The organism is Roseomonas sp. AR75, assembly GCF_005222815.1.
In the GTDB taxonomy this organism is placed as follows: Bacteria; Pseudomonadota; Alphaproteobacteria; order Acetobacterales; family Acetobacteraceae; genus Falsiroseomonas.
The window spans coordinates 1,401,441-1,427,059 of record NZ_STGB01000001.1 but is presented as its reverse complement, the minus strand read 5'-3'; the positions used below and the strand labels follow the sequence as shown (position 1 = coordinate 1,427,059).

General features: G+C 71.5%; 22 protein-coding genes. 8 read left to right on the top strand and 14 right to left on the bottom strand.

The window, feature by feature from the left end:
- The first annotated feature begins 11 nt into the window (after positions 1-11).
- Complete coding sequence (locus tag E4T13_RS06750) at positions 12-737, top strand: enoyl-CoA hydratase/isomerase family protein (protein WP_137177425.1); 726 nt, start codon at positions 12-14, stop codon at positions 735-737.
- Positions 734-1,795, top strand: coding sequence for a Gfo/Idh/MocA family protein (locus tag E4T13_RS06745; RefSeq protein WP_137177424.1), 1,062 nt, complete (start codon positions 734-736; stop codon positions 1,793-1,795). Before E4T13_RS06750 ends, E4T13_RS06745 begins: the two co-directional genes overlap by 4 nt.
- Before the next feature lie 69 nt (positions 1,796-1,864).
- Here E4T13_RS06745 and E4T13_RS06740 read toward each other — a convergent pair whose 3' ends face one another.
- From E4T13_RS06740 to E4T13_RS06720, 5 genes are all read right to left on the bottom strand, one after another.
- A complete protein-coding gene (locus E4T13_RS06740; protein WP_137177423.1) occupies positions 1,865-2,329 on the bottom strand; it encodes a MaoC/PaaZ C-terminal domain-containing protein in 465 nt (154 codons plus the stop codon).
- Positions 2,329-3,093, bottom strand: a complete 765-nt coding sequence (locus E4T13_RS06735) for a 3-ketoacyl-ACP reductase (protein WP_137177422.1) — start codon at positions 3,091-3,093, stop codon at positions 2,329-2,331. Before E4T13_RS06735 ends, E4T13_RS06740 begins: the two co-directional genes overlap by 1 nt.
- A 139-nt stretch (positions 3,094-3,232) precedes the next feature.
- Positions 3,233-4,366, bottom strand: coding sequence for an acyl-CoA dehydrogenase family protein (locus E4T13_RS06730; protein WP_137177421.1), 1,134 nt, complete (start codon positions 4,364-4,366; stop codon positions 3,233-3,235).
- Positions 4,367-4,410: 44 nt separating this feature from the next.
- Complete coding sequence (locus E4T13_RS06725; RefSeq protein ID WP_137177420.1) at positions 4,411-5,703, bottom strand: MATE family efflux transporter; 1,293 nt, start codon at positions 5,701-5,703, stop codon at positions 4,411-4,413.
- Positions 5,704-5,764: 61 nt separating this feature from the next.
- The gene (locus E4T13_RS06720; RefSeq protein WP_137177419.1) at positions 5,765-10,150 is read right to left on the bottom strand and encodes a cadherin-like domain-containing protein; all 4,386 of its coding nucleotides are present in this window, start codon (positions 10,148-10,150) and stop codon (positions 5,765-5,767) included.
- Positions 10,151-10,309: 159 nt separating this feature from the next.
- On the opposite strand from E4T13_RS06720, the gene E4T13_RS06715 reads away from it, so the two are divergent.
- Positions 10,310-11,593: an ArgE/DapE family deacylase gene (locus E4T13_RS06715; RefSeq protein WP_137177418.1), complete on the top strand. Its 1,284-nt coding sequence runs from the start codon at positions 10,310-10,312 to the stop codon at positions 11,591-11,593.
- Here the strand turns inward: E4T13_RS06715 and E4T13_RS06710 are convergent, their stop codons facing one another.
- The 4 genes from E4T13_RS06710 to E4T13_RS06695 are packed head-to-tail and all read right to left on the bottom strand — an operon-like array spanning position 11,594 to position 14,631.
- On the bottom strand, positions 11,594-12,568 hold the full coding sequence (locus tag E4T13_RS06710) for a tripartite tricarboxylate transporter substrate binding protein (RefSeq protein ID WP_137177417.1): 975 nt from the start codon (positions 12,566-12,568) through the stop codon (positions 11,594-11,596).
- 48 nt (positions 12,569-12,616) lie between these two features.
- Positions 12,617-13,345, bottom strand: coding sequence for an aspartate/glutamate racemase family protein (locus E4T13_RS06705; RefSeq protein WP_137177416.1), 729 nt, complete (start codon positions 13,343-13,345; stop codon positions 12,617-12,619).
- Entirely contained in the window at positions 13,346-14,272 is a 927-nt protein-coding gene (locus E4T13_RS06700; protein WP_206030085.1) for a polysaccharide deacetylase family protein, read from the bottom strand. It abuts the gene before it with no gap.
- A complete protein-coding gene (locus E4T13_RS06695) occupies positions 14,272-14,631 on the bottom strand; it encodes a hydroxyisourate hydrolase (protein WP_137177415.1) in 360 nt (119 codons plus the stop codon). The genes E4T13_RS06700 and E4T13_RS06695 overlap by 1 nt, the downstream gene beginning before the upstream one ends.
- Before the next feature lie 96 nt (positions 14,632-14,727).
- On the opposite strand from E4T13_RS06695, the gene E4T13_RS06690 reads away from it, so the two are divergent.
- Together E4T13_RS06690 and E4T13_RS06685 are read left to right on the top strand one after the other, a co-directional pair.
- On the top strand, positions 14,728-15,711 hold the full coding sequence (locus E4T13_RS06690) for a tripartite tricarboxylate transporter substrate binding protein (RefSeq protein ID WP_137177414.1): 984 nt from the start codon (positions 14,728-14,730) through the stop codon (positions 15,709-15,711).
- Positions 15,708-16,610 carry a BMP family ABC transporter substrate-binding protein gene (locus E4T13_RS06685; RefSeq protein WP_137177413.1) on the top strand — a complete coding sequence of 301 codons (903 nt, stop codon included), beginning with the start codon at positions 15,708-15,710 and terminating at the stop codon, positions 16,608-16,610. The genes E4T13_RS06690 and E4T13_RS06685 overlap by 4 nt, the downstream gene beginning before the upstream one ends.
- Before the next feature lie 12 nt (positions 16,611-16,622).
- Here the strand turns inward: E4T13_RS06685 and mscL are convergent, their stop codons facing one another.
- The gene (gene mscL, locus E4T13_RS06680) at positions 16,623-17,087 is read right to left on the bottom strand and encodes a large conductance mechanosensitive channel protein MscL (protein ID WP_137177412.1); all 465 of its coding nucleotides are present in this window, start codon (positions 17,085-17,087) and stop codon (positions 16,623-16,625) included.
- A gap of 42 nt (positions 17,088-17,129) precedes the next feature.
- The gene (locus tag E4T13_RS06675) at positions 17,130-18,446 is read right to left on the bottom strand and encodes a M20 family metallopeptidase (RefSeq protein ID WP_137177411.1); all 1,317 of its coding nucleotides are present in this window, start codon (positions 18,444-18,446) and stop codon (positions 17,130-17,132) included.
- 135 nt (positions 18,447-18,581) lie between these two features.
- On the opposite strand from E4T13_RS06675, the gene E4T13_RS06670 reads away from it, so the two are divergent.
- On the top strand, positions 18,582-19,271 hold the full coding sequence (locus tag E4T13_RS06670; RefSeq protein WP_137177410.1) for a glutathione S-transferase N-terminal domain-containing protein: 690 nt from the start codon (positions 18,582-18,584) through the stop codon (positions 19,269-19,271).
- A gap of 21 nt (positions 19,272-19,292) precedes the next feature.
- On the opposite strand, the gene E4T13_RS06665 is transcribed toward E4T13_RS06670, so the two are convergent.
- A complete protein-coding gene (locus E4T13_RS06665; RefSeq protein WP_170984839.1) occupies positions 19,293-20,021 on the bottom strand; it encodes an AIM24 family protein in 729 nt (242 codons plus the stop codon).
- Positions 20,022-20,135: 114 nt separating this feature from the next.
- Here E4T13_RS06665 and E4T13_RS06660 point away from each other — a divergent pair, with 114 nt between their 5' ends.
- Positions 20,136-20,945 (top strand): DUF4239 domain-containing protein, encoded by an 810-nt coding sequence (locus E4T13_RS06660; protein WP_137177408.1) that lies wholly within the window; start codon positions 20,136-20,138, stop codon positions 20,943-20,945.
- Positions 20,942-21,880, top strand: coding sequence for a TAXI family TRAP transporter solute-binding subunit (locus E4T13_RS06655; RefSeq protein ID WP_137177407.1), 939 nt, complete (start codon positions 20,942-20,944; stop codon positions 21,878-21,880). Before E4T13_RS06660 ends, E4T13_RS06655 begins: the two co-directional genes overlap by 4 nt.
- A gap of 15 nt (positions 21,881-21,895) precedes the next feature.
- Here the strand turns inward: E4T13_RS06655 and E4T13_RS06650 are convergent, their stop codons facing one another.
- Together E4T13_RS06650 and E4T13_RS06645 are read right to left on the bottom strand one after the other, a co-directional pair.
- The gene (locus tag E4T13_RS06650) at positions 21,896-23,524 is read right to left on the bottom strand and encodes a hydantoinase B/oxoprolinase family protein (RefSeq protein ID WP_240791007.1); all 1,629 of its coding nucleotides are present in this window, start codon (positions 23,522-23,524) and stop codon (positions 21,896-21,898) included.
- Complete coding sequence (locus tag E4T13_RS06645) at positions 23,521-25,557, bottom strand: hydantoinase/oxoprolinase family protein (protein ID WP_137177406.1); 2,037 nt, start codon at positions 25,555-25,557, stop codon at positions 23,521-23,523. Before E4T13_RS06645 ends, E4T13_RS06650 begins: the two co-directional genes overlap by 4 nt.
- Positions 25,558-25,619 lie beyond the last annotated feature (62 nt).

The window sequence follows — 25,619 nt, the reverse complement described above, 5'->3', positions numbered from 1 at the left end:
GAGGAAACGGGATGGACGGAGCGGTGACGCTGGAGACGGCGGAGGGCGTGGCGGTGCTGACGCTCGACCGCCCGGGCAAGCACAACGCCATCACCAACGCGATGGCGGAACAACTGGCGGCGCATGCGCAGGCGATCAACGCCGACGACGCCGTGCGCGCGGTGCTGCTGCGCGGCGCCGGGGAGCGCGCCTTCTGCGCGGGCATGGACCTCAAGGCCATTGAGGCGTTCGCGACCGCCTGGGATTTCCGGCACCGGCCCGACTATCCCGGCGCAGTGCGGTCCATCCGAAAGCCTGTGGTCGCCGCACTGAAGGGATGGGCGCTAGGCGGCGGGTTCGAGCTGGCGCTGGCTGCCGACATCCGCATTGCCGGCCGCAGCGCGCGCATCGGCTTCCCGGAAGTCACGCGCGGCTGGGTGGGTGGCGGCGGCGCCAGCCAGATGCTGCCGCGCGTCGCGGGGCTCGGCGCGGCCATGCGGCTGCTGCTGACCGGCGAGCAGATCGGTGCGGAGGAGGCGCTGCGCCTGCGCCTGATGGAGGAGGTGGTCGAGGATTCCGCGCTGGAGGAGACGGCGATGGCGCTGTGCCGCAAGCTCGCCGCGCTCTCGCCCGTGGCGGTGCAGGCGGTGAAGGCGGCGGTGCGGCAGTCGCTGGAAGCGCCGCTCTCGGCGGGCCTTGCCTATGAGAACGAGATGAACGTGCTGTGCCTGGCGGCGCTGCGGGAGGGCGGGCGATGATGCGCATCGGGATCGTCGGCCTGGGCATGGCGGTGCAGCCGCACATGCTCGCGATCCGCGACCTGGAAACAGCGGGCCGTGTGCGGCTTGCGGGCGGCTACGCGCCTTCCGTTTCGCGGCGCGAGGCTTTTGCGGCGAAATGGGATGCGCCGGTGTTCGGCACGCTGGATGCGCTGATCGCGGAGAGCGACGTGCTGCTGGTGCTGACCCCGCCCGGCGCGCACCTGCCGGTGGCGGAGGCCGCGGCAGCCGCCGGAAAGCACCTGATCGTGGAGAAGCCGCTGGAGATCACGGCGGCGCGGGCCGAGGCGCTGGTCGAGGTCGCGGCGCGGGCGGGGGTGACGCTCGGCGTGGTGTTCCAGCACCGCTTCCGGCCAGGCGCGCTGCGTCTGAGGCAGGCGATCGCGGGTGGCGAACTCGGCGCGCTGCTGTCCTGCTCCGCATCCATCCGCTGGTGGCGTGACGCGGCCTATTTCGCGCAAGCGGGCCGGGGGACGAAGGCGCGCGATGGCGGCGGCGTGCTGCTGACCCAGGCGATCCACACGCTGGATCTGCTGCTCCACCTGGCCGGTCCGGTGGCGCAGCTTGCCGGTTTCGCCCGCACCTCGCCGCTGCGCGCGATCGACACCGAGGACATTGTGGGTGCCGCGCTGCGCTTCGCCAGTGGCGCCATCGGTGTGCTGGATGCGACCACGGTGGCGGAGCCCGGCTTTCCCGAACGCATCGAGATCGCGGGCACCGGCGGCAGCGCCGCGCTGGTGGCGGAGCGGCTGGAACTGCATGTGCAGGGCAAGCCGCCGGAGGTGCTGGACCGCGGCATGGCGGGCGGCGGCGGCGCCGATCCGATGGCCTTCGACCACGGGCCGCATCGGGCCATGATCACCGAGGTGCTGGACGCGATCGAGCAGGGCAGGGCGCCTTCCAACGCCGGCGCAACCGGTCTGGCCGTGCAGAGGGTGATCGAGGCGGTATTGGAGAGCGCGCGTTCGGGAGAGTTCGTGAGTATCGCAGGACAGACCTCTCAGCCCTCGCCCCAACCTATGAGCGGGACGGAGTAGCGGCGTTGCCGCGTGTCTTCTGCACGCCCCCCTCACCCTGCCCTCTCCCCCCTTTGGGTGGAGAGGGTTCTACGTCGGCGCGCCGGCGAGGGTGTGCACCATCATGTCGTTCTCGCCCTTCTGCACCACCTCGGCCTTCTGGTTCAGCAGGTCGAAGCCGAGGGTGACGATGCCGCGCGCCGGGTTCTTTGTCGCGCGCTTGGACAGCACCGTGATACGCGCGGCGATGCGGTCGCCCACCAGGATCGGGCCGGTGAAGGACCAGCGCCAGTTCAGCGAGACGATGGCGGCGAAGCGCACGCTCGCGCGGTTCTTCAACCCGTCAGTCAGCGCCAGGCCCAACAAGCCATGCGCGACGCGGCCGGGATAGCCAAGCGCGCGTGCATAGTCGTCATCCATGTGGATGTCGTAGAAATCGCCCGTCAGCCCGGCGAAGCCCGTGATGTGCCCCTCCGTCACGGTGATGCCGCCGGTCTCGAAGGCGAGGCCGGGCTCGATCTGCTCGTAGCGCAGCAGGTCGGGGGCGATCCTCATCACAGCCGCGGGATGTGCAGGCCGCCATCCACGTGGAAGGCGTCGCCGGTGGAGAACGGGATCGCGCCGGACACCAGCGCGGCGATGGCGTTGGCGACATCCTCCGCCTCGCCCCAGCGGCGGATCGGCGAGAGGCCCTCGGCGATGCGCTGCGAATAGCGCGCGGCAACGGCTGCGGTCATGTCCGTGCGGATTACGCCGGGGCGGATGTCGTAGACGGGGATGCCGTCCTCCGCCAGGCGCAGCGCAAAGCAGCGCGCCAGCATCGAGACCGCCGTCTTGCTCGCGGTGTATTCGGCCCGGTCCGGCGAGGCCAGGAAGGCGTTGGCCGAGGAGATGAAGACCAGCGCACGATGCCCGCGTCGCGGCGCGCCGTCCGCGATCATGCGGCGCGCGACATGCTGCGAGGCGAAGAAGGCGCCGCGCGCGTTGATGTCGAGGCAGCGGTCCCAGGATTGCGGCGTGACGTCCAGGATGTCGCCGCGCTGCATCGCGCCGACGCCGGCGTTGTTCACCAGCGCCTCGACCCCACCCCATTCGGCCCAGGCCCACTCCACCATGGTCGCGACGGAATCGAGATCGGCCACGTCGCAAAGCCGGAAGCCGAAGCGCCCGCCGAGTTCCGCGACCGCCGCCGCCGTCTCGTCAGCGCCGTCCTGCGCGACGTCGCAGCCGAGGATGTCGTAGCCCTTGGCGGCGAGTGCCGCGCAGGTCGCGCGCCCGATGCCCCGGCGCGCGCCCGTGACCAGTGCAACCGGCCTCATATCGGGTGCGCGACGTGCTGCCGCACGTCGCCCTCAGGCGCCGGCGCGCCTCCGGCGCTTGGCTCGCCGGACGACCGGCGGGCCGCATTCGCGGCCTCGGCGGCCTGCTGCCGCCGCATGACGGAAGCAGAGACAGCTGTCATGCCCCAAGAATCTCCCGTGCCATGATCACCCTCTGGATCTGGTTGGTGCCTTCGTAGATCTGCGTGATCTTCGCGTCGCGATACAGTCGCTCCACCGTCACGCCGCGGATGTAGCCGGTGCCGCCATGGATCTGCACGGCGTCCGCGGTGCGCGCCACCGCCGCGTCGGAGGCGAAGCACTTCGCCATGCTGGCTTCCAGCGTCGGGCGCTCGCCGCGGTCCATCCTGCGCGCGGCGTCATGCACCATCAGCCGCGCGGCATGCGCATCCTTTGCCATGTCCGCGATCATGAAGCGGATTGCCTGCTGGTCCGCGATCGGCTTGCCGAACTGCACGCGCTGCTTCGCGAAGCCAATGCTCTCCTCCAGCGCGGATTGCAGGATGCCCAGCGCCAGCGCGCCGATGCCGATGCGGCCCTTGTCCAGCACCGACATCATCATGTGGAAACCGCGCCCCTCCGGCCCCAGCAGGGCGCCCGCGGGCAGCCGCACATCCTCGAAGCGCAGCCCGCCGACGGGGGAGGCGCGCTGGCCCATCTTGTGCTCCGCGCGCAGCCGCTCGACCCCGGGGCCGCGCAGATCCACCAGGAAGATGGACATGCCGCGGTGCCCGGCGGCGGGATCGGTGCGCGCCAGCACCGCGGCGAAATCCGCCCGCGGCGCCATGTGGATCCACATCTTCTCGCCGGTCAGGCGCCAGCCTTCGCCGTCGCGCAGCGCGGTCGTCTTCAGGTTGGCGAGGTCGGAGCCGGCCTCGGCCTCGGTCAGCGCGTAGGCGCAGCTTCGTTCGTAGCGGAGCAGCGGCGCGAGATAGGCCTCGCGCTGCGCTTCGGTGCCGTGCTCGGACAGCAACGTGCCCAGAAGCTCGACCAGCCCGACCTGGTCCGCGACGCTGGCATAGCCGCGCGCCAGTTCCTCCATCACCACGGCATAGGCGAGCACGCCGGCCTCCGCGCCGCCCATCGCCTCCGGCACGGTGATGCCGAGCAGGCCGAGCTTCGCAAGCGCCTTGTAGATGTCGCGCGGGAAGGCCTCGGTCTCGTCCAGCTCGGCGGCGCGGGGCGCCACCTCGTTCTCGGCAAAGCGCCGCGCGGTGTCGCGCAGCGCCGCCAGCGCGCCGTCATCCGTCACGGCCGTTCCTCCATCGCGACCGGCAGCATGGCGCCGGCACGGCTTCAGCGCCAGACGTTCGGACGGACGGAGAAGGCGGTCAGCGCGCCATAGGCGGTGATGCCGAGCGCCACCGCCAGGAACTGTCCGTCCAGGCCGAGCGGCCCGGCCAGCAGCGCACCGCCGAACACCGCGATCACGAAGCGGGAGACGGCGCCGGCGACGGGCCAGCCCATCCGGCCCGCACCCTGGCAGGCGAAATACATCGCCATGCCCGCACCGAAGGCCGCATAGGCCGGCGCGATCACGCCGAGCGCGCGGGCAGCGATGGCCACCACGGCCGGATCGTCCGAGAAGGCGCGCGCGAAATGCGCCGGGAACAGCCACACCAAGAGGCCGCAGGCGCCGGCAAGCAGGAAGGCGAGGCCGCCGCCGGTCCAGGCGAGCGCGCGGGCCTCCGCCCAGTCACCCGCGCCGGCGGCGCGCCCGACCAGGGCGGTGAGCGCGGAGCCGACCCCGAACACCAGCGGAATCATCAGGAACTCGAGGCGAGCGGAGATGCCATAGCCGGCCACGGCGGCGGGGCCGAGCGGCGCGAACTGCGCCGTGACCATGATGGTGGTGAGGTTCGCGATGGCCGCCAGCCCGCAGGCCACCAGCCCCACGGCGAGGATGCGGTGAAACATCGCGCCGGAGGGCACGACGCGCAGCCGCGGCGCGAAGCCGGCGCCACCCCGCAGCACGACGAGCGCCATCGCCAGCGCGGCGATCCAGAACACCACGGCGAAGGCGGCGCCGATGCCCGCCAGGCCCATCCCCGCCGGTTCCACCAGCAGCCAGGCGAGCGGCGGGTAGAACAGCCAGCCCAGCATCAGCACGCGCGCCGCCAGCGCATGCCGCCCGCCGCCGCGCAGCACGGAGGCGAGCGTATTCGCAAGCCAGGCCGGCAGCGCGCCGAGCCCGAACAGCCAGATGGCGTAGGGCGCCGCGGCTTCCGCCGCCTCGGGGCCCCCGACCCAGCCCAGCACCGTGCGCGGCGCCAGCGCCAGCGGGATGGCAAACAGCAGCGCGGCGGCGAGCGCGATCAATGCGGCATGCAGCACCAGCGCCGCCGCGTCGTCCCGCCGGTTGCCGCCGAGGGCGCGCGCGATGGCCGCCGAGACCCCGCCCCCCATCGCGCCGGCCGACATCATCTGCATCAGCAGCGCGAAGGGCAGCACCACCGCCCAGCCGGCCAGCGCCGCGGTGCCCTGCCGCGCCGCGAGCCAGGTCTCGAACAGCTGCGCCGCCACCTGCAGCAGCGCCACCAGCGCGGTCGGGGCAGCCAGCGCGAGGATCGCGCGGAAGCGTCGGCGCATCAGGGCGCGGGGGCAGTCATCCGGGCCAGCATGGCCAACCCGCGCCGCGCCGCAAGCCCCGCTACAGCAGGAACCAGCCCGAGACCGGCGTGGTTGCGGCGGTGCGGATCTCGATGGCGAAATCCGCCACGCCGTCGCCGTCCACGTCGCCCTCCGCGAGGAAGGCGCCGGCGCCGATGCTCTCGACGCGCAACTGCCCGGCGACGCCGGCGAACTCGTTGCCGCCGATGAAGGCGAAGCCCTGACGGCCGCCCACGAGGCTGTTCGCGTCGATCTCGCGCAGCGCGATGCGGTCGCGCTCCGTCGTGGTGTAGGTGAAGTCCTGCACCAGGTCGGGTGCGGCGACGGTGCTGTCGGCCAGGGACTGGAAGCGGAACTGGTCCGCCTCGCTGCCGCCGACCAGCGTGTCGCGGCCGGCATTGCCGATCAGCACGTCCACGCCCGCGCCGCCGCGCAGCAGGTCGGCGCCGTTGCCGCCGAGCAGCATGTCGTTGCCGCCCTCGCCGTCGATGGTGTCGGCGCCGTCCAGGCCGCTCAGCACGTTGTTGATGGCGTTGCCCTGGATGGTGTTGTCGCCGGCATTGCCGTTGCCGGTGCGCACGCCGGCGCCGGCCAGCACCAGCGCCTCCACCTCCGCGCGCAGGGTGTGGGTCACGCCCTCCACGACATGGACCGTGTCGAAGCCGCCGCCGGGCTGTTCCACCACCACGTCGCCGGTGCCGACGAAATAGGTGTCGTCGTTGGCGCCGCCGATCAGCCGGTCCACGCCCGGGCCGCCGGTCAGCACGTCGTTGCCGGCGCCGCCGTTCAGGATGTCGTTGCCGGCGCCGCCGTCCAGGCTGTCGTTGCCGATGTTGCCGATGATGGTGTTGGCCAGCGTGTTGCCGGTCAGGCTCTGGCCGTTGCGCTCGGTGCCGATCAGCGTCTCGATCTCGGCCGGCAGGGTGTAGGTCTTCAGCGCCGTCTCGACCGTGTCGTTGCCACCGCCCTGCTCCTCCAGGATCGTCTCCGCGGCGTCCGTCACGGTGAAGCGGGTGTTGCCGCTGCCGCCGACGCGCACGGCGCTGGCCGCCGCCACCTGCTCCGCCGTGCCGCCGCCATCGGTGTAGCTGGCCACCGCGCGCAGGCGCAGGTCGGCGACGCCGAGGTCCCAGGGCGAGAGGCGCGCGCTCGTCTGGCCGGGCAGGTCGGTCCAGGCGCCGCCGGCGAAGGACTGCCAGCGCCAGGCGATCGCGCCCAGCCCGTCGGCATCGGCAAGCGACGCGAGCGCGACGAGCTGCCGCGCGGCAGCGTCGTAGAGATGGGTCACGCCGCCGGTCGGCGCGTCGTTGGCGGGCAGCAGGTCGAGCCGGGCGGTGGCGGCGATGCTGTTCACGCCGTCGCTCACCAGGTAGCCGAACACCGCGCCGGAGGCATCGTTGGCGCCTGGCGTGTAGAGCCAGCCGCCGCTGCCGTCCGGAACCAGCGTGCCGCCGCCGAAGACGAGCTGGAGGTCGGAGACGCCGAGCGGCGTGGCTTCCGGGTCCGACCAGCCGGCGAGCAGCTGCTGCGCGGTGATGCTGCGCGGCGTGTCCTCGGCGAGCGGGGCGAGGTCCAGCACGCGCGGGCCGGTCGGCGCGTCGTTCACGGGCGTGACGCGCAACTCGATCTCGGCGAGGGGAAGCGTGTTGCGCAGCAGGTAGGTTCGCGGGGATCCCAACGCAATCAGGTCCGTGCGGCCGTCGCCATCCACGTCGCCGACCGCAAATCGAACCGGGGTCTCGGCCGGCAGGCCTGATACGCTCAGCATCACACCGGCGAAGGGATTCTGATCGCTGCTGATCGACACGAACGCATCGCCGGTATTGCGGAAGGCGAGGAAGTCTTTCGACTGCGGGCCGTTGTCCCGCAGCACGACAAGGTCCAGACGGCCGTCGCCGTCGAGGTGCATGAAGCCCAGGCTGTCGACCACGATGCCGGCCAGGGCGGCGAAGGGGCTCGCGTCCGCGGGAACCCGCAGCCAGCCTACGCCGGTGTTCCTGAAGGCCGCGTGCTCCTGGTTGCCCACCATGAGGATGTCGTCGTCGCCGTCGCCGTCCCAGTCGCCGAAGGCGATCTGCACCTGCGACCCAAGGTCGGTCAGACCGGCAGGGACACCCGCGCCCAGTGCACCGAATGGATAGGCCGCACCCGTCAATTGCTCGAAGCCGGCGGCCGTCTGGGCATAGGCCACGACACCCGGGGCGCCTGAGCCAGTCAGCAGGTCCAGGTCGCCGTCGAAGTCGAGGTCTCCCAGCGCCGGAACGGGCTGGGGCCGCAGGAGCGCAGGCGGCCCGTTGAGGTCGGACAACGGATCGTCGTCACCCGTCAGAGGCAGCAGCGACGGACCCGGCAGGATCCTGTAGGTGTCTATGCCCGCGCTTGAGCTGCGACCTAGCAGCAGTTCCGGCGTGCCGTCGCCATCCAGGTCTGCGAGCGCCGCGCCAGCAGCCGGTGATTCTCCTCGCCCCGGCATGGCGAGCACCTCGAAGGCCGGCGGGCCCGGCAAGCCCGGCGTCTGCCCGGCGCTGTCCACCAGTTCCACCACCAGTTTTCGCGTCCCCGTGGGCGTGTCGGAGGTGTTGGCATAGGCCAGGTGCTCGACCAGCGCCTCCGCGGCCTCGCTCGTCGCGGCGGCGTTGAACTGCACGGCGAAGGGCGTGCCCGCGCCGCCGCTCGCCGTGCCGATCGCGATGCCTTCGTAGCGCACCGTGGTGCCGTCGAAGCCGATCTGCCCCGCGCCGTCGCCGGACGGCAGGATGGAGACGTAATCCTCCGGCAGCAGCCCCGCCACCGTCAGCAGGTCCGGCCGGTCGCCCGGGGTGAGCCGCACCGCCGTGTCGATGCGTTGCAGCTCGCGGCTTTCGCTCAGTGCGACGAACCGGTCCAGCTCCAGCAGCAGGCTGCGCTCGACCTCGTTCGCGATGGTGACCGTCACGTCCAGGCTGTCGGTGAACTCGCCGTCGGAGACCTGGAGGGTGAGCTGGTAGATGTTGTCGCCATCGGCATCGGCTGGTGCTTCGAAGTCGAGCGGCGTGCGGTTGCCGAGAAAAACGACGCCGTTGGGCGCGGCCTGGAGCCGGAACAGCGCGGCGTCGGGCCCACTCAGCGTGAAGCTCCAGCTGGTGGAGTCCACGTCAGCCACGACGAAGGTTGCGAACGCGTCGCTATCGTTCTCCCGCACGGTGAAGGCGGGATCGCCGAGGAGGATGGGCGCGTCGTTCTGCGGGTCGATCGTGGCGGTCAGCACGATCGGTGCGTCGAGTTGCGATTGCCCGCCGGAGTTTGTGAGGTCCAGCTCGATGGCGATCGTTGCGGGCGGGTTGTCGCGCGGCACCGACAGGGCGAGCGAACGGAGGAAGGCTTCCAAGGCCTGCGGCGTCGCGGCTCCGTTGAGGGTCAGGATCGCCTGCCTGGCGCCGACCTGCTCGAGGGTGCCGATCTCGATCCCCTCGAAGGACACGGCGCTGCCAGCCAGGAGGATTCCCTCGGTCAGCAGCAGGTAGAAGGTGCCACCCAGCCCGTAGGCGACACTGAGCTGCAACCCGTCCAGCGCCTCGCCCCGGCGGAAGGTGACGCCGGGCAATAGCTGCTGCGGCTCGGCGTTCACCACCTGCTCGGCAAAGGTGATCTCAGGCGGCAGGTCGAGGATCGCGGCCTGCTCGACCTGGTTCATGACCTCGATCATGACGTCGCGGGAGACGCTGGTCGTGCCGTCGGAGGCGATGACGTCGAAGTTGTAGCTGTTGTCGCCGCGGACATCGGTCGGCGCTTCGAAATCCGGCGAGGCGACGAAGCGCACGCGCCCGTCGGTGTCGATCTCGAACTGCGCCGCGTCGGGGCCGCCCAGGCGCCAGGTGATCGCGTCGCCGTCGAGGTCGGTCGCCTCCGCGACATAGACGACGCTGGATGTCGGGATGCCCTCCATCACGATGCCGCCGTTGTCACTGGTGATGACGGGCGCGTCGTTCTCCGGCGTGACCTTCACCTCCAGCGCGGCGATGCCGTTGGAAAAGCCGGGGGCGGAGAGGGTCAGCGTCAGGAAGCGCGATTCGGTCGGCTTGTCGCTGGCGTTCGAATAGACCAGCGCCTCGGCCACCTGCTCGATGGTCGAGAGCAGGACGGGGCCGAAGGTGCCGAAACCGATGGTGAAGTTCACGCCGGTGCCGCCCGCCAGCGTGCCGACGGGACTGCCGTTGAAGCTGACGACGGCGCCGGCGACCGTGACGGCGCCGAGGTTCTGCAGGCCGACCCTGTCCTGCCCGAGAAGGCCGGAGACCGTCAGCGTCGCGCTGGCGAAGCTGAAGATCGGCACGACGCCGGATTGCGCGGAAAAGGTGAGGGAGGTGTCGATCGGCACCGGCCCGGCATTGACCGTGTTCTCGAGCACCGTTCGCAGCGACCCGAGGCCTGACAGCGTGATGGACATCCTGGCTCTTCCCTCGACACGCGTATTCCGTCCGGGAGAGAATCAACCGCTAGCGTGGCGGGGGTGCAAGGCCCTTGAGGCGGCCGACACGCCCTTGACCGGGGCGGTACCCGCGCGCCTTCATTCAGTGAAATTTTCCTTTTCGCGAAGGCCCGCAGCATGACCGATTCCACCGCGCTTGATCGCATCGCCGCCGCGGTGGAGGCGGGCTTCGAACGGCAGGTCGCCTTCCTTGCGGATCTTGTGAAATTTCCCTCGCTCCGCGGCAACGAGGCGCCGCTGCAGGACTGGTTCTCCCGCGAAATGGCGACGCGCGGTTATGCGGTGGATCGCTACACCCTGGCCGATGTGCCGCTGGCCTCGCATCCGAAGGCGGCGCCGATGGTGGAGGCCGATCCGGCCGCCAGCGTGCAGGTGGTGGCGGCGCACCGCGCACCGGCCCCCACGGGCCGCAGCCTGATCCTGCAGGGCCATATCGACGTGGTGCCGGAAGGGCCGTTGGAGATGTGGACGCATCCGCCCTACGCCGCGGTGATCCGCGACGGCTGGATGTACGGCCGCGGCGCGCATGACATGAAGGCGGGCGTCGCCTGCATGGTCTTCGCGATGGATGCGATCCGCGCGGCGGGCTTCGCGCCGGCGGCCGATGTCTACATCCAGACCGTGACGGAGGAGGAGAGCACCGGCAACGGCGCGCTCTCCACGCTGCTCCGCGGCTATCGCGCCGATGCCTGCCTGATCCCCGAACCCACCGGCCACACCATCACCCGCGCGCATACCGGCACGATCTGGTTCCGCCTGCGCGTGCGCGGCGTGCCGGTGCATGTCGCGGTCGCGCAATCCGGCACCAATGCGATCATGTCCGCCTTCCACCTGATCCAGGCGCTGCAGGCGCATGTCGGGACGCTGAACGAGGCCGCGAAGCAGGATGCCTGGTATCGCGACATCCCCGATCCGCTGAAGTTCAATCCGGGGATCATCCGCGGCGGCGACTGGGCCTCCTCCACGCCCGCCTGGTGCGAGGTGGATTGTCGTATCGGCCATCTGCCCGGCACCGACCCGAAGGACGCGATGCGCGCGGTGGAGCGCGTGGTGGCGGAGGCCGCGCGGTCCGACCTGTTCCTGGCCAACAACCCGCCCGAGGTGATCTGGACCGGCTTCCAGACCGACGGCTTCGTGCAGGAACCGGGAACGGAAGCCGAGCGCGTGCTCGCGGCGGCGCACCAGGCGGTGCATGGCGCGCCGATGCAGGAACGCCGCTCCACCGCGGTGAACGACACGCGCTACTACGGCATCGACCATGGCATGCCGGCGCTGTGCTACGGCCCGAAGGGCGAGGGTGCGCACGCCTTCGACGAGCGCACCTCCATCGCCGACCTGAAGCTCTGCACCCGCACCATCGCGCGATTCATCGCGGCGTGGTGCGGGCTGCGGCCGGTCTGATTAGCTCGTCTGCACGCCGGCGCTGCGGACGACGTTGCCCCAGCGCGCCGCTTCCTGCGCGACGAAGCCGCCGATCTGCGCGGGCGCCATGTCGCCGAGCGGGACGACGCCGATGCTCTCCAGCCGCGCCCTGGTCGCGGGCTCGGCCAGCGCGGCCTGGATCTCCGTGTTGAGCCGCGCGGCGATCGCGGGGTCGAGGCCGGCGGGCGCGGCGAGCAGGAACCAGTTGGTGGCGACGGCTTCGGGAAAGCCCTGCTCCTTCAGCGTCGGCACGTCCGGCAGCGCGCTGACGCGCTCGGCCGAGGAGACGGCGAGGCCCTTGATGCTGCCCGCGCGGATCGCCGCCGCGTTGGCGCCGGACGTGTCCCACAGCGAGGTCGTGTCGCCCGACATCACCGAGCGCTGCGCATCCGCGGCGCCGCGGAAGGGCACATGCAGCAGCTTCACATTGGCCTGCATGGACCACAGCACGCCGGTGAGATGCCCCGCCGAGCCAACGCCCGAGGAGCCGAAGGAGACCGCCTCCGCGCCCTTGGCGGCGGCGTCCTTGTAGTCGGCGATGCTGCGCATCGGGCTGTCGCCCTTCACCGCGCAGACCAGCGGCGCGCCGCCGAACATGGTGATCCAGGTGAAGGCACGCGACGGGTCATAGGGCAGGTTGGAGAACAGCGAGGGCGCGACGGCGAGCGGGCCGGTGTTGGAGATCAGCAGCGTGTAGCCGTCAGGCGCCGCGCGCGCAGCCTCGCCGGTGGCGAGCGAGCCGCCGGCGCCGGGCTTGTTCTCGATGACGAAGGGCCGGCCGAAGGCGCGTTCCAGCCGCTCGGTCAGCGGGCGGATGATCAGGTCGCTGGTGCCGCCGGGCGCATAGGGGTTGAGGATGCGGACCGGGCGGTTCGGCCAGGCGCCCTGCGCCTGGACAAGGCGCGGCGCGGCAAGCGTGGCGGCGGCGGCGAGCAGAAGATGGCGGCGGTTCATGCGAAGGGCTCTCCCGATTGGCGGGAAAGCCAAGCAAGCGACGTGCCGTCAGCCGCCGTAGAGCGCCGCAAGCTCCGGCGCGAAGCCCGTGAGGTCGCGCGTCCGCCGCGTGCGCGGCGCGCCGGGCGGGGCAAGGCCGACCATCGCCTCCGCCAGGCGCACCGCGGCGGCGGTGCCGTCCACCAGCGGCACGGGCACCAGCGGGGCGAGGCGGGGCGCGAGCCCGGCGAGCGGGCCGCCGGCGAGGATCACTGCCTCCGCGCCATCCTGCTCGACCGACTGGCGGCAGAGCTCCGCGATCAGGTCGGCGCGGTCCTCAGCGACCGTGCCGGGGTCGCCGGCGAAGGGTGGCCCCATGCGGAAGCCGGCGCAGCGCGCGGCCAGGCCATGATGCGCCAGGCAGTCCTCGAACATCGGGCGCAGTGCGGCGGTGAAGCTCACCACGCCGAAGCGGCGGCCGAGCATGGAGGCGGCGTGGAAGGCGGCCTCGCTGATGCCGAGCACCGGCACATCCAGCAATTCCTTCGCGGCATCGAGGCCGGGATCGCCGAAGCAGGCGATCACCGCGGCGTCGTAGCTGCCGCGGCGCGCGGCCAGGGCCGCGAGCGTCGCGGGGCCGGCGACCAGCCAGTCGGCGCGGCTGACGATCAGCTTCAGGCCGAAGGGCGCGGTGACGGCTTCGATATCGGTGCCCGGTGAGGCCGCTTCGCGCGCCGCGGCGCCGATGCGCGCCGTCACGCTGTCGGTCGTGTTGCTGTTGACGACGAGGATGCGCATTCAGCGCGTCTCCAGCGCGAGCACATGCGCGGCGATGTCGCGCCGGCGCGCCACCCAGATGCCCGGCGTGCGTGCGACGTGTTCGAGAATCTGCTCGAGGCCGCGCATGCGCGCCGGGCGACCAATGATGCGGAGATGCAGGCCGATCGAGAGCATCTTCGGCGCCGTCCTGCCTTCCCGCAGCAGCCAGTCGATCGCGCCGATGCAATAGCGGGAAAAATCCTCGGGCTGGACGAAGCCGCCGCCGGGGGCGAAGCGCATGTCGTTGGTGTCGAAGGCGTAGGGCAGGATGACGTGCCGCCCGCCATCGGGGCGCGCGATGCTGCGGGGGATGTCGTCGTCATAGCAGTCGGAATCGTAGAGGAAGCCGCCTTCCTCCAGCAGCAGCCGCCGCGTGTTTTCGGACGATGCGCTGCGGGTGTGCCAGCCGACCGGGCGCTCGCCGCAGGCCGCCGCGATGGCCTGCACGGTGGCGGCGATCACGGCGCGTTCGGTGTCTTCCGCCATGCCGGCATGGCGTTCCCAGCGCCAGCCATGTGCCGAGACCTCGTGCCCGCGCGCAGCGGGCGCCGCGGCGAGGGCGGGCGTCGCCGCCACCGCGCGGCCGCAGGCGGAAAACGTCGCCTTCGCGCCGAAGGCGTCGAACAGCGACAGAATCCGCCAGATTCCCGCGCGGCTGCCATAGGCGAAGTGGCTTTCCATGCAGGGGTCGGGATGGCCCTCGACCTCCTCGCGCGCCTCGTAGACGCTCTCGTTGCGTTCGTCGCCGCTGGCGAGCGAGAGCTCCGCGCCCTCCTCGACATTCACCACGAAGGAGAGGGCGAGGCGCGCGTCGTCCGGCCAGGCGATGCGTGGCGGGTTCGGGCCGTAGCCGGCCAGGTCGCGCGAGGCCGGCGGCATGCCTTCGATGACGCCCCTGGGCAGCATCACGCGCCCCGGTACAGCGAATAGCCGTAGGGCGTGAACTTGATCGGCAGGTGGTAGTGCTGCGCGCGGTCGAAGACACGGAAGCGGAAGGGCACCACGTCGAGGAAGGCCGGCGCCTCGCTGCCCGTCGCGCGGTGGAAGTCGCCGATGCGCAGCAGCACCTCGTGCTCGCCCTCCTGCACGCCCTCGCCCTTCGTCACCGGATGATGCAGCGCGCCGTCCGGGCCGATGCGGCCTTCCGCGACGGTCACGCGCGCGCCATCGGGCGCGATCCGGTCGATGCGCAGGGCGAGGCCTTCCGCCACGCGCCCGCGCGCCACGTCCACCGCATGCACGGAGATGCCGCCAGCCTTGCTCATGCGGCGCATCCTGCCCCGGCAAGCCGCGCTCGGCCAGGGCAGATGACAGCGGTACGATCCTTGCCGGGCGGTACGCCATCGGACAGGAGATTCTGCATGCGCCGTCGTCATCTGCCCCTTCTTGCGGCAGCAACCGCCCTTGGCCTAGGCAGGCCGGCGCTTGCGCAGAATGGCTGGCCCAGCCGCACCGTCCGCATCGTCGTCACCTTCCCGCCCGGCGGTTCTTCCGACATCGTCGCGCGGGTGCTGTCGGATCTGTGGTCGCAGCGCCTGCCGCAGCGCGTCGTGGTGGACAACCGGCCGGGCGCCGGCGGCACGCTCGGCGCCGGGCATGTCGCCACGCAGCCGGCGGATGGCTACACGCTGCTGCTGTCCAACACCGCGCCCATCGTCACCTCGCCGCCGATCTACCCGAATGCCGGCTACGATCCCGTGCGGTCCTTCACGCATATCGCCTATCTCGGCGCGACGCCGCTGGTGATCATGGTCAATCCGCGCCGCGTGCCGGCGAGCGTGACGGACCTCGCCGCGCTGATCGCCTGGGCGAAGGCGGAGGCCGCGCCGCCGGCCTATGGCAGCTCGGGCGCCGGGTCTGTGCACCACATCTTCGGCGAGCAGTTGATGGCGCGCACCGGCGTGCAGCTGACGCACGTGCCCTATCGCGGTTCCTCGCCGATGCTCGCGGACCTGCTGGGCGCCGCGATCCCCATCGGCTTCGACACGCTGCCGCAGAACATCGAGAACATCCGCTCCGGCCGGCTGCGCGCCATCGCCGTCACCTCGCCGCAGCGGCAATCCATGGCGCCGGAAGTGCCGACCACGGCCGATGCCGGCTTCGCGGGGCTGGTCGCGGAGAACTGGCTCGGCCTGTCCGGCCCCACCGGCCTGCCCGCGCCGATCGTCGCGAAGCTGCATGCCGAGGTGGAGGCCGCGCTGGCGATGGCCGCGGTGAAGCAGCGCTGGGAGGAACTCGGCATCGCGGTACGGCCGATGAGCCAGCCCGACTTCGCGGCTTACGTCGCGGAGGAGGTGCGCGTGGTCGGCGGCGCGGTGAAGGCGCTCGGCATCACCGCGCAATGAGCGCGGTGCCGAAGGTCGCGGCGGTCTTCTTCGGCCGGCCCGGCGCGGGCAGCTTCAACCAGGCCGGCGTTGCCGGTCTGGCGCGCGCCGCCGCCCGCGGCGTGGTGGCAGAGACGGTGTGGGAGCCGGAGCCGGCGCGGCGCGCGGACACGCTGGCGCAGGTCGCGGCGCGCGCCGACCTGGTGATCGCGCATGGCGGCCAGGGCGAGGCCGGCGTCGCGCAGGTGGCGCCGCGCTTTCCGCGCGTCGCCTTCGCGGTCACGCAGGGGCGGATCGCCGGCCCCAACATCGCCTGCTTCGAGGTGCTGCAGGAGCAATCGGCCTTCCTCGCGGGCGCGCTGGCGGGCTGGTGGATGCCGGGCACCATCGCCGCGCATCTGTCGGGCGAGAAGGTGCCGCCCGGCTTGCGCGGCCGCGCCGGCTTCGCCGCCGGGCTTCGCCATGCGCGGCCCGATGCCGTGCTGCTCACCGGCTTCTGCGGCAGCCAGCACGACCCTCCGCTGGCCGAGGCCTGGACGCTCGGGCAGGCCGAAGCGGGCGCCACGGTGCAGTTCGCCATGCTCGATGGCGGCCGCAGCGGCGCCATCGCGGCCTGCAAGGCGCGTGGCATGCGCGCGATCGGCAATGTGCGGGACTGGACGCAGGAGGACCCGGTCTTCCTGGCCTCCGCGGTGGCGGACAACGGCGTGGCGATGGAGGGCGCCATCGCAGCCTTCCTGGACGGGCGCTTCGCCGACGCCCGCATCGGCCTGGAACGTCCCGAGGCGGTGCGGCTCGCGCTCGCTGCGGACGTCGGGCCGGCGCTGGCGGAGCGGCTGGATGCGCTTCGAACGGAAATCCTCGCCGGCGCCGTCGCGGTGCCGGAGCACTACGACGGCGCGGAGTGGCGACCCGGCTGAGCCCCGCCGGTATCAGACCTTCGGCCGCGCCTTCAGCTCGTCGCGGATCTCGGCGAGCAGCGCCTCGGTCGGCGTCGGGCCGGGCGGCGCCTTCGACGCTTCCTGCATGTCGAGCGAGGTGCGCAGCTTCGAGATGGCCTTGATCAGCCAGAACACCGCCATCGCGACAATCAGGAACTTGATGATCGCGTTGATGAAGCTGCCGATGGCCAGCACTGCCGCGCCGCCGTCGCGCGTGGCTTCCAGGGAAGGCCGGCGTTCGCCGCTGAGCACGATGAACAGGTTGGAGAAGTCGATGCCGCCGATCAGCAGGCCTACGATCGAGTTGATCAGGTCCTCGACCAGGCTGGTGACAATGGCGGTGAAGGCCGCGCCGATCACGATGCCGACCGCAAGGTCGATCACGTTGCCGCGCATGATGAACGCCTTGAACTCGCGCAGCCAGGCGGGTTCCTTCAGCGGGATCGGTGATTCCATGGTGCCCCCGTGTCGATCGCGGCCTGCCGCCGCCCCTAGACCCTAATCCGCGGCGGTCGTTCCGCACCAGTGGGCGATCAGCATGGCGACCACCGCGACCCCCCGCTGGTAGTCCGCGGCGTCCACCCATTCGTCGCGGCCGCCATTCTGGGTGAGGTCGCCGCAGAGCGGACCGAGGCCGACGCAGGGAATCCCCGACTGCACCATCGGGTTGCGGATGTCGGAGGAGGTGTGCAGCGGGTTGATCTCGGGAACGTGACCGGTGCCGCGCGTCACGGCCTCGGCCGTGGCGATCCACAGCGGGTGGTCCAGCGTCACCTCCGCCCCGGTAACGCCCGAGAGCCATTCCAGCTTCGGCGGCGTCTCTCGCAGGAAGGGGTCGGCCTTGGCGGCTTCCGCAAGCGTGGCCTCGACCTCTGCCTGCACCGCGGCCAGCGTCTCGCCGGGCGGGAAGGCGAGCGCGCAGGACAGCTGCACCGCGGGCGCCACGCGGCTCGCGCGGCCATCGCCGAGCGTGCGGATGTCGCCGACCAGCAGGTTGGTGGAGCGCCCGATCGCCGCATCCAGCGCCGGATGGTGCACGCGTGCGCCGCGCCGCGCATCCAGCGCGCGCAGCGCCGCCAGGACCACCATCGCCTTGTCCACAGGATTGACCGCGACATGGGCGAAGGCGGCGTGGCCGGGCTCCTGCGTGTCCGGCAGGCGGCCCGGCACGGTCACGCGGAACAGCAACTGGCCGGAAGCCAGCGCCTTCACCTCCCGCATGCCGATGCCGGATTCGGCGGGGTGCAGATACACCGCCGCGTCGGCCGTCACGCCGCCATGCAGCAGTGCATGCACGCCCCTTGCATGCCGCTTGGACGGCGTGCTGGCCAGGATCACGTCGCCCTTCGGCCGCAACCCCGCGGCCTTCAACACGCGCACCGCCTCCACCATGGTGGCGACGCCCGCCAGGTCGTCCGCCACGCCCCAGCCATGGATGCGGCCCTGGTCCAGCTCCCCGGCCAGGGGGTCGTGCGTCCAGCCATGCTGCGCCTGAAAGGGTTCGCCGTCCGGGTGGGCGAAGAAGATCACGCTGCGCCCGCCGCCGGTGCCGGGCAGGCGGGCCAGCACCGCCTCCCGCTCCTCGGTCGCCATGGCGGCCTCGGCGGCGAATTCGTCCCGCAGGCGGATATCGGCCGGGCGGTAGCGGCGGCGTTCCACCTGGCAGCCGGCCGCGACGCACGCCTCCGCGAGCCGCGCCTGCACCGCTTCCTCGCCCTGTGCCTGCAGGCGGATCAGCGCGCGCAGGAACGCGACCGATTCCGCGCCCTCTGCTTCCGCCGCGCGCTGCACGCGCGCCATTGCCTCATCCGCCACCGCAACCCCCGATCCCGACTTCCGCGGGATGGTTCGGGGGCGGCGGCGGCCGCGTCAACCGGGGCCTTGCCCATCGCAGCGCAGACGGGCCATGGTTACGGCTCGCGAACGCCGTTGGGGAGCGGTTTTGCGCGCATGATGCGCTTGGTGATCGGGGCGAAGTGGTCCTCGACCTGGACGATGCGGGGCTGGCTTGCCTGCCGCCTGTCCGGGCTGCCCTTCGTCGCGGAGACGCTCTATCTGTCACGGCCCGAGAGCAAGGCAAAGCTCGCGGCAGCCTCGCCCACCGGCCTGATCCCGGTGCTGGACCATGACGGGTTCCTGGTGACGGACACGCTCGCCATCGCCGAATACCTGTGGGAGCTGGCGCCGGGCTGCGCCATCTGGCCGGGCGACCTGCGCGCCCGCACCGCGGCGCGGATGTCGGCGAGCGAGATGCACGCCCATTTCGCGGAGCTGCGCGGGGCGATGCCGATGAACCTGGTGAAGCGATGGCCCATCGCGAACGGCATCCCCTCCAACGCCAAGCTGCTCGGGCGGCCCGGGGTGGAAGCGCAGGTCGCCCGCGTGCAGGAGAGCTGGCGGCAGACCCGTGCGGCCTGGGGTGCGGCAGGCCCCTATCTGTTCGGCGCGGAATTCTGCTTCGCCGACGCCATGTGGGCCCCGATGGCCAGCCGCTTCCGCACCTATTCCGTCGCGCTGGCGCCCGAGGCGCAGGCCTATGCGGATGCGGTGCTGGCGCATCCCCTGGTGGCCGAATGGGTTGGCGGCGCCGAGGCCGAAGCGCGCACGATCGGCTGGGAGGCCTGCGCCGCCTGGCCCTGAACCGGCTCAGACGTTGCCGGCTCAGCCGTTGCCTGCGCGAGCGGCTTCCGGCGGAGGCACGGCAGGACGGCCCGCATTGGCAGCTTCCGGGCGGGCGCCGAGCTTCTCCAGGATGAAGGCGCCCCAATAGGGCGTCGGTGCGACGACGATGCGCCCAGGTCCGGTGAATTGCCGGAGCATCCTCTCGCCCGAGAGCCAGGACCCCACGATGCCGCGCGCCGGGCGCCGCACGCGATAGGTCACCTCCGACGTCCGCGCGATGACCACGCCGCGCGCCTCCGCCGCATAGACCTCGCCATCCGCCAGCCGGATCTCATGCGCCGGGCCCCGGGCGGTGAGCACAAGCTTGCCGTAGCCGCGCACCCGCGTGTGGAAGTCGATGAAGCCGTCGCCGGTCCAGAAGGCGTTCATGACCCGCTCCCGGTAGACACCCACCTCCACCTCGTCGTCGGAGGCCCAGTAGCCGCCGCGCTCGATGATCCATTCCTCGCCTTGCATCTCCACGATGTGGAAGCCGCCGACGGAGCTTTCGAGCACGACCTCCCCGGTGCCGGTCAGCGTGGGCCGCACCGCCCGTTCCTCCGACAGCGTCGCGCTGACCATGGTCCGGACGGTGGGGAGGCGCGCATCCATGCGGATGTTGCCGCGATAGAAGGCGAGCGCGCCGGATTCGACCCGGACGGTATCGTCCACGAGCTTGATCGCGACGAAATGCACGCCCTCGCGCTCGACGATCCGGAATTCGGCCATGGCACCCCGCGCGACGCCCCCAAGACGGCCGATTGACCGCTGCATGGCGCCCTGCGCAATAATGCCGCCTTCGCGCCGAATGGTCGAGGCGCGTCCACAACGAGGCCTCCCCGCGTGCCACCGTGGCTGATCCAGATCCTCGACACGATGCCGGTCGAGACGCAGGCCTTCGCATTCTCGCTGTTCTTCGTGGCCGTCGCCTGGGTAGGCGTGATTTTCATCCGCCCCTTCTTCCGCTTCTGGCTGCGCAACCAGCCGCGGCTGAACGAGATCGTGAACTATGCCAGCGCGGGATTCTCGCTGTTCTACGGCCTGCTGCTGGGCCTGCTGTCGGTCGCGGCCTACACCAATGCGCGCGACATCAGCGGCTTCGCGGGCCGGGAGGCTGCGGAACTGGTCTCGATCTATCGCTCCGCCCTCGCCTATCCGGAGGAGACGCGCGACGAGGTTCGCCACCTCGTGCGCGACTACACGCTGTTCGTGGTGGACCGTGAATGGCCGGCCTACCGCGACGGCCGCGTGCCGGTGGGCGGCGAGAACCGCCTGCTGGCAATCCGCGAGACGCTGCTCGGCTTCGAACCCGCCACCGTCACGCAGGAGATCGCGCACCGCTCCATCCTCGAGACCTTCAATGCCATGGTCAGCCTGCGGCAGCAGCGGCTGGCGGGCGTGGATCCCTCGATCCCGGAGGTGATGTGGGTCACGGTGTGGATCGGCGCGGGGATCACCGTGATCTTCCTGCTGCTGCTGGAGGTGCGCTTCGGGCTGCACCTGTTCATCTCCGGCCTGATCTGCACCTTCCTCGGACTGATGATCTTCATGATCTACGTGCAGGACCGACCCTTGCGCAGCGAGGTGGCCGCATCCTCGGTGCCCTTCGCGCTGGCCTATGAGCGCGTGATGCGGTGGGACGAGCGGCCATGAGGCGGCTTTTCGCGATCGCCCTGTCCGTGCTGGCGCTCGGGGCGCTGCCCGCCCAGGCGGTGGAGCGGCAGCGACAGCATGTCGTGACCATCGGCACGGGGCCGATGCGCGGCAGCTACTATCCGACCGCGCGGGCGATCTGCCGCGTGGTGAACCGCGAACTGCGCGGCGAGAACATCCGCTGTTCCGCCGAGCCGACCTATGGCTCGGTGTACAACCTGCAGATGATGCAGACCGGCGACCTGGACTTCGCGCTGGTGCAGGCGGATGTGCAGCATCAGGCGCTGAACGGCGTTGGCGAATGGGCGCAGCGGCCATTCGTCACGCTGCGTTCGGTCTTCCCCGTTTATGAGGAGCGCGTCGCGCTGGTCGCGGCGCCTGGCAGCGGCATCGGCGGCGTCGCCGATCTGCGCGGGCGGCGGTTGTATGCGGGGGTCGCCGGCTCCGGCACCCGCGCCACCTGGGACGCGATCGCCGGCGTCGCCAGCTGGCAGGGCGATGAGCGCGTGCGCTTGGTCGAGGCGGGTGACATCGCGGCGGCGCTCTGCGGCGGACGGCTGGACGCGGCCCTGACGGTCGGGTTCCATCCGGTGAGCGCGGTTCGGCGCCAGCTGGACGGCTGCTCGACGCAACTCGTGCCGATCGCCGGCGCGTTGCGGGATCGCGTCGTCGAGCGCCATCCCTATTTCCGCGCCACCGACATCGCAGCCGCGGCCTATGGAACCGCGGCCGCGGTGCCGACCATCGGCATGCGCACCGACTTCGTGACGAGCACCGCGACGGACCCACGGATCGTCGCGGCGTTTCTTCGCGCGGTCCTGAGCAACCGGGCCGAACTTCGAGAGATCATGCCCGCCTTCGCGGCCTGGAACCCGGGCGCGGGCACCGACATGATCGCGCCGCTGCACCCGGCAGCCCAGCAAGGCGCGCGCTGATCTCTCGGCGCGTCGTCAGACGTAGCGGCGCAGCCGATCCTGCCGGGCCGCATCCCCGCCGCGCCGCGCCGGATCGCCGAAGCCGCCGCCGCCCGAAGTCTCCAGCCGCACCACGTCGCCCTGGCGCAGGGGCAGGTTGTCGGTCTTCGGCGGGATCGGCGTCTCCACGCCCTCGCGCGCCAGGACCAGCACGCCCTTCGCCGCGGGCCCGCCGCCGGCGAGCCCATAGGGCGCGTGGTCGAAGCGGTCCATGTTGGCGGTGAAGAAGCAGCGCGGGCTGTCGACGCGCCATTCGCGCACCAGGCCGAGCCCGCCGCGGTACGCGCCCGCGCCGCCGCTGCCCTCGCGCAGCGCGTAGCGCAGGACGGTCAGCGGCAGTTGCGCCTCGATCATCTCGACGGGGATGTTGGCGTTGTTGTGCATGCCGGAGGCGAAGGCGTTGACGCCATCCTTCGACGGATGCGCGCCGGAGCCGCCGATCTCGATCTCCACAAGCACCTCGCGGGCGCCGCTCTCCGCCACGGTCTGGAAGGTGGTGACGTAGCTGTTGCCGTAATAGGCGGCCGGGATCATGTGCGGCACCGCCTGGTGCAGCGCGCCCATCATCGCGTTCAGCAGCCGGTGCGTCGCCGCGATGCGGTGCGCGACGGGGGCGGGATGGCGGGCATTCACCACCAGCCCTTCCGGCGCGATCACGCGGATCGGGCGGTAGCAGCCGGCGGACATGTGCAGCGAAGGATCGGCGCAGCACATCAGCGCGAACATCACGGCGGCGTTGGTGCTGGCCAGCGTCGCGTTGACCGGCCCCGCCACCTGCGGCGAGCAGCCGGAGACATCCACCACGGCTTCCTCGCCCGCGATGGTCAGCCTCACATGCAGCCGGATCGGCTTGCCCATATCGATGCCGTCATCGTCGAGGAAATCCTCGAATTCGTAGGTGCCGTCGGGCATGCGGGCGATGGCGGCGCGCATGCCGGCCTCGCTCATCGCCAGGATGCGTTGCCCGGCTTCCACAACTGCCGCAGCGCCGAAGCGGCGTGCCAGCCGTGAGATCGCTGCCGCGCCGACTTCCAGGCTGGCGAGCTGGGAGGCGAGGTCGCCGAGCAGCAGGTCGGGCTTGCGTACGTTCTGCCGGATCATCGCGAAGACCGCCTCGTTGCGCACGCCGCGCGCGATCAGCTTCACCGGCGGGATGCGCAGCCCTTCCTGGAAGATCTCCAGCGCCTTCGCGGCATAGCTGCCCGCGGCGAGGCCGCCGACATCGATGTGGTGGCAGAGCGTGCCGACGAAGGCGATGCGCCGGCCTTCGTGGAAGACGGGGCGGAAGGCCAGGATGTCCGGCAGGTGCTGGCCGCCGCAATAGGGGTCGTTGAAGATGACGACGTCGCCTTCCTCCCACGCATCCGGCTTCACATACTCCGCCAGCAGCGTGCGCAGCGCATGCGTCATGGAGTTCAGGTGGCTCGGGATGCGCGCGGATTGCGCCAGGTTGTCGCCATCCGCATCGAAGACGGCGGTGGAATAGTCCAGCAATTCGCGCACGATGGTGCTGCGGCTGGTGCGCCAGATGGTGACGTCCATCTCGGCGGCCGCGGCCGTCAGCGCGTTGCGGATGACCTCGATCTCGATAGGGCCGAGCATCATGCGGTCCTCCGCGCGATCAGGGCGCCTTCGGGATGCGCCTCGGCCTGCCATCCCGCGGGAAGCACATGGGTGGCGAAGGCTTCCTCGATGATGGCGGGGCCCGACACCGGCGCGCCGGGGCGCATCGCCTCGCGTCGCCACACGGGCCAGCCCGCGACGGCGCCGGCGCTCCATACCTGCCGCGTGCCGGTGGGCGCGGTGGCGTCGGGCCAGGGCGGCGGCGCTTCCTCCGGCTTGTCGAGCCGGCCGATCGCGGTGGCGCGCAGCGTCACGATCTCCACGGGCTCGCCTTCCGCAGCGTAGGAAAAACGCGCGCGATGCTGCGCGTGGAATCGCGCGAGCAGGGCAGGGAGGTCGGGCGCTTCCGGCCAGGGCACCAGCAGCTCGAAGGCCTGGCCGCGGTATCGGAGGTCGGCGGCGATCTCCACCACGCGCTGCGCTTCCGGCACGCCATCTTCCTGGAGGCGTTGCAGCGCCTCGGCACGCAGGCCGTCGAGCGCGGCCGTGATGTCCGGCAGCGCCTCGTCATTGGCCAGATACAGACGCGACCGCGCGAGGTCCTGCGCGAGGTCGGAGAACAGGATGCCATAGGCGGAGAGCGTGCCGGGCTCGCGCGGGAAGACGACTTCAGTCATGCCGAGTTCCTCCGCGACCTCCACGGCATGCAGCCCGCCCGCCCCGCCGAAGGACAGCAGCGCGAAGTCGCGGGGATCGAGGCCTTTCTCGAACAGCGAAAGCCGCACGGCGGCGGCAAGCTGCGCATTGGTGACGCGCAGGATGCCATCGGCGGCGTCCGGCTGCGTCAGGCCGAGCGGGGCGCCGATGCGCTCGCCGATGGCGGTGCGTGCTCCCTCGGCATCGAGCTGCATCGCGCCACCGAGAAAAAAGTCCGGGTCGATGCGGCCGAGCGCGACATGCGCATCGGTCACCGTCGGCTCCGTGCCGCCGCGGCGGTAGCAGACCGGGCCCGGCCGCGCGCCGGCGCTGCGCGGGCCGGCCGTCAGCCGGCCGGAGGCATCCACGCTCGCGATGGAGCCACCGCCGGCGCCGATGGTGCGCATCTCCACCATCGGCAGGCGCACCGGCAGCCGGTCCACCTCGCCCTGTGTCACCAGTCCGATGCGGTTCTCCTGCACCACGGAGACGTCGAAGCTGGTGCCGCCCATGTCCACGGCGACCAGGTTCGGCCGCTCCAGCCGCCGCGCGATGCGCTCGGCCGCCAGTGCGCCGCCGGAGGGGCCGGAGAGCAGCAGCCGCGCCGGCTGTTCCGCCGCGCGGCGCAGGCTGCACATGCCGCCATTCGACTGCACGAGGAAGATGCGTGGCGCGAAGCCGCCCTCGCCGAGGCGCGCTTCCAGCCGGTCCAGGTAGCGCTTCACCACCGGCATCAGCAGCGCGTTGAGCACGCTGGTGGAGAGGCGTTCGTATTCGCGGATTTCCGGGCTGACCTCGGAGGAGAGGGAGACGGGCACGCCGGGCAGGGCGCGTGCGACTGCATCCCGCAGCGCGCGCTCATGCGACGGGTTTGCATAGGCGTGCAGCAGGCCGATCGCGACGGCCTCCGGCTGTGCCGCGCGTAGGCGGTCCAGCACCGGCGCGAGGTCGCCCAGCGCCTGTTCCACGCTGCCATCGGCACGCAGCCGTTCCGGCACGCCGAAGCGGAGCTCGCGCGGGATCAGGCAGGGGAAGGGATCGGGGGCGAGCGCATAGATCTCGCGCCGCGCGTGGCGCGTGATCTCCAGCACGTCCTCGAAGCCCGCCGTGGTCAGCAGCGCACCACGCGCCAGCTTGCGCTCGAGCACGGCGTTTGTCGCGATGGTCGTGCCATGCAGCAGCAGGCCGACATCGGCCAGCGCGAAGCCGAAGCGCTCCGCCGCTTCTCGCACGCCCGTCAGCAGCCCTTCCGACGGATCGGCCGGCGTCGTCGGCGTCTTCCACGCGAAGACGCGGCCCTGCCGCGCATCCAGGATCTGCAGGTCCGTGAAGGTGCCGCCGATATCCACGGCGATGCGCACCGGGCGCGCCTCGCTCATACAACCATCCTGACAGGTGCCGTTCCTCGCACTTGCCAGCATCGGCCCGGCTTGGCCAGGGG

Coding starts and splice junctions, on each gene's coding strand:
- E4T13_RS06645 (WP_137177406.1), bottom strand. CDS start 25,557: ATGAGCGAGGCGCGCCCGGTGCGCATCGCCGTGGATATCGGCGGCACC.
- E4T13_RS06745 (WP_137177424.1), top strand. CDS start 734: ATGATGCGCATCGGGATCGTCGGCCTGGGCATGGCGGTGCAGCCGCAC.
- mscL (WP_137177412.1), bottom strand. CDS start 17,087: ATGGAATCACCGATCCCGCTGAAGGAACCCGCCTGGCTGCGCGAGTTC.
- E4T13_RS06655 (WP_137177407.1), top strand. CDS start 20,942: ATGAGGCGGCTTTTCGCGATCGCCCTGTCCGTGCTGGCGCTCGGGGCG.
- E4T13_RS06685 (WP_137177413.1), top strand. CDS start 15,708: ATGAGCGCGGTGCCGAAGGTCGCGGCGGTCTTCTTCGGCCGGCCCGGC.
- E4T13_RS06720 (WP_137177419.1), bottom strand. CDS start 10,150: ATGTCCATCACGCTGTCAGGCCTCGGGTCGCTGCGAACGGTGCTCGAG.
- E4T13_RS06715 (WP_137177418.1), top strand. CDS start 10,310: ATGACCGATTCCACCGCGCTTGATCGCATCGCCGCCGCGGTGGAGGCG.
- E4T13_RS06725 (WP_137177420.1), bottom strand. CDS start 5,703: ATGCGCCGACGCTTCCGCGCGATCCTCGCGCTGGCTGCCCCGACCGCG.
- E4T13_RS06705 (WP_137177416.1), bottom strand. CDS start 13,345: ATGCGCATCCTCGTCGTCAACAGCAACACGACCGACAGCGTGACGGCG.
- E4T13_RS06735 (WP_137177422.1), bottom strand. CDS start 3,093: ATGAGGCCGGTTGCACTGGTCACGGGCGCGCGCCGGGGCATCGGGCGC.
- E4T13_RS06700 (WP_206030085.1), bottom strand. CDS start 14,272: ATGCTGCCCAGGGGCGTCATCGAAGGCATGCCGCCGGCCTCGCGCGAC.
- E4T13_RS06695 (WP_137177415.1), bottom strand. CDS start 14,631: ATGAGCAAGGCTGGCGGCATCTCCGTGCATGCGGTGGACGTGGCGCGC.
- E4T13_RS06710 (WP_137177417.1), bottom strand. CDS start 12,568: ATGAACCGCCGCCATCTTCTGCTCGCCGCCGCCGCCACGCTTGCCGCG.
- E4T13_RS06690 (WP_137177414.1), top strand. CDS start 14,728: ATGCGCCGTCGTCATCTGCCCCTTCTTGCGGCAGCAACCGCCCTTGGC.
- E4T13_RS06750 (WP_137177425.1), top strand. CDS start 12: ATGGACGGAGCGGTGACGCTGGAGACGGCGGAGGGCGTGGCGGTGCTG.
- E4T13_RS06670 (WP_137177410.1), top strand. CDS start 18,582: ATGATGCGCTTGGTGATCGGGGCGAAGTGGTCCTCGACCTGGACGATG.
- E4T13_RS06665 (WP_170984839.1), bottom strand. CDS start 20,021: ATGGCCGAATTCCGGATCGTCGAGCGCGAGGGCGTGCATTTCGTCGCG.
- E4T13_RS06650 (WP_240791007.1), bottom strand. CDS start 23,524: ATGATGCTCGGCCCTATCGAGATCGAGGTCATCCGCAACGCGCTGACG.
- E4T13_RS06740 (WP_137177423.1), bottom strand. CDS start 2,329: ATGAGGATCGCCCCCGACCTGCTGCGCTACGAGCAGATCGAGCCCGGC.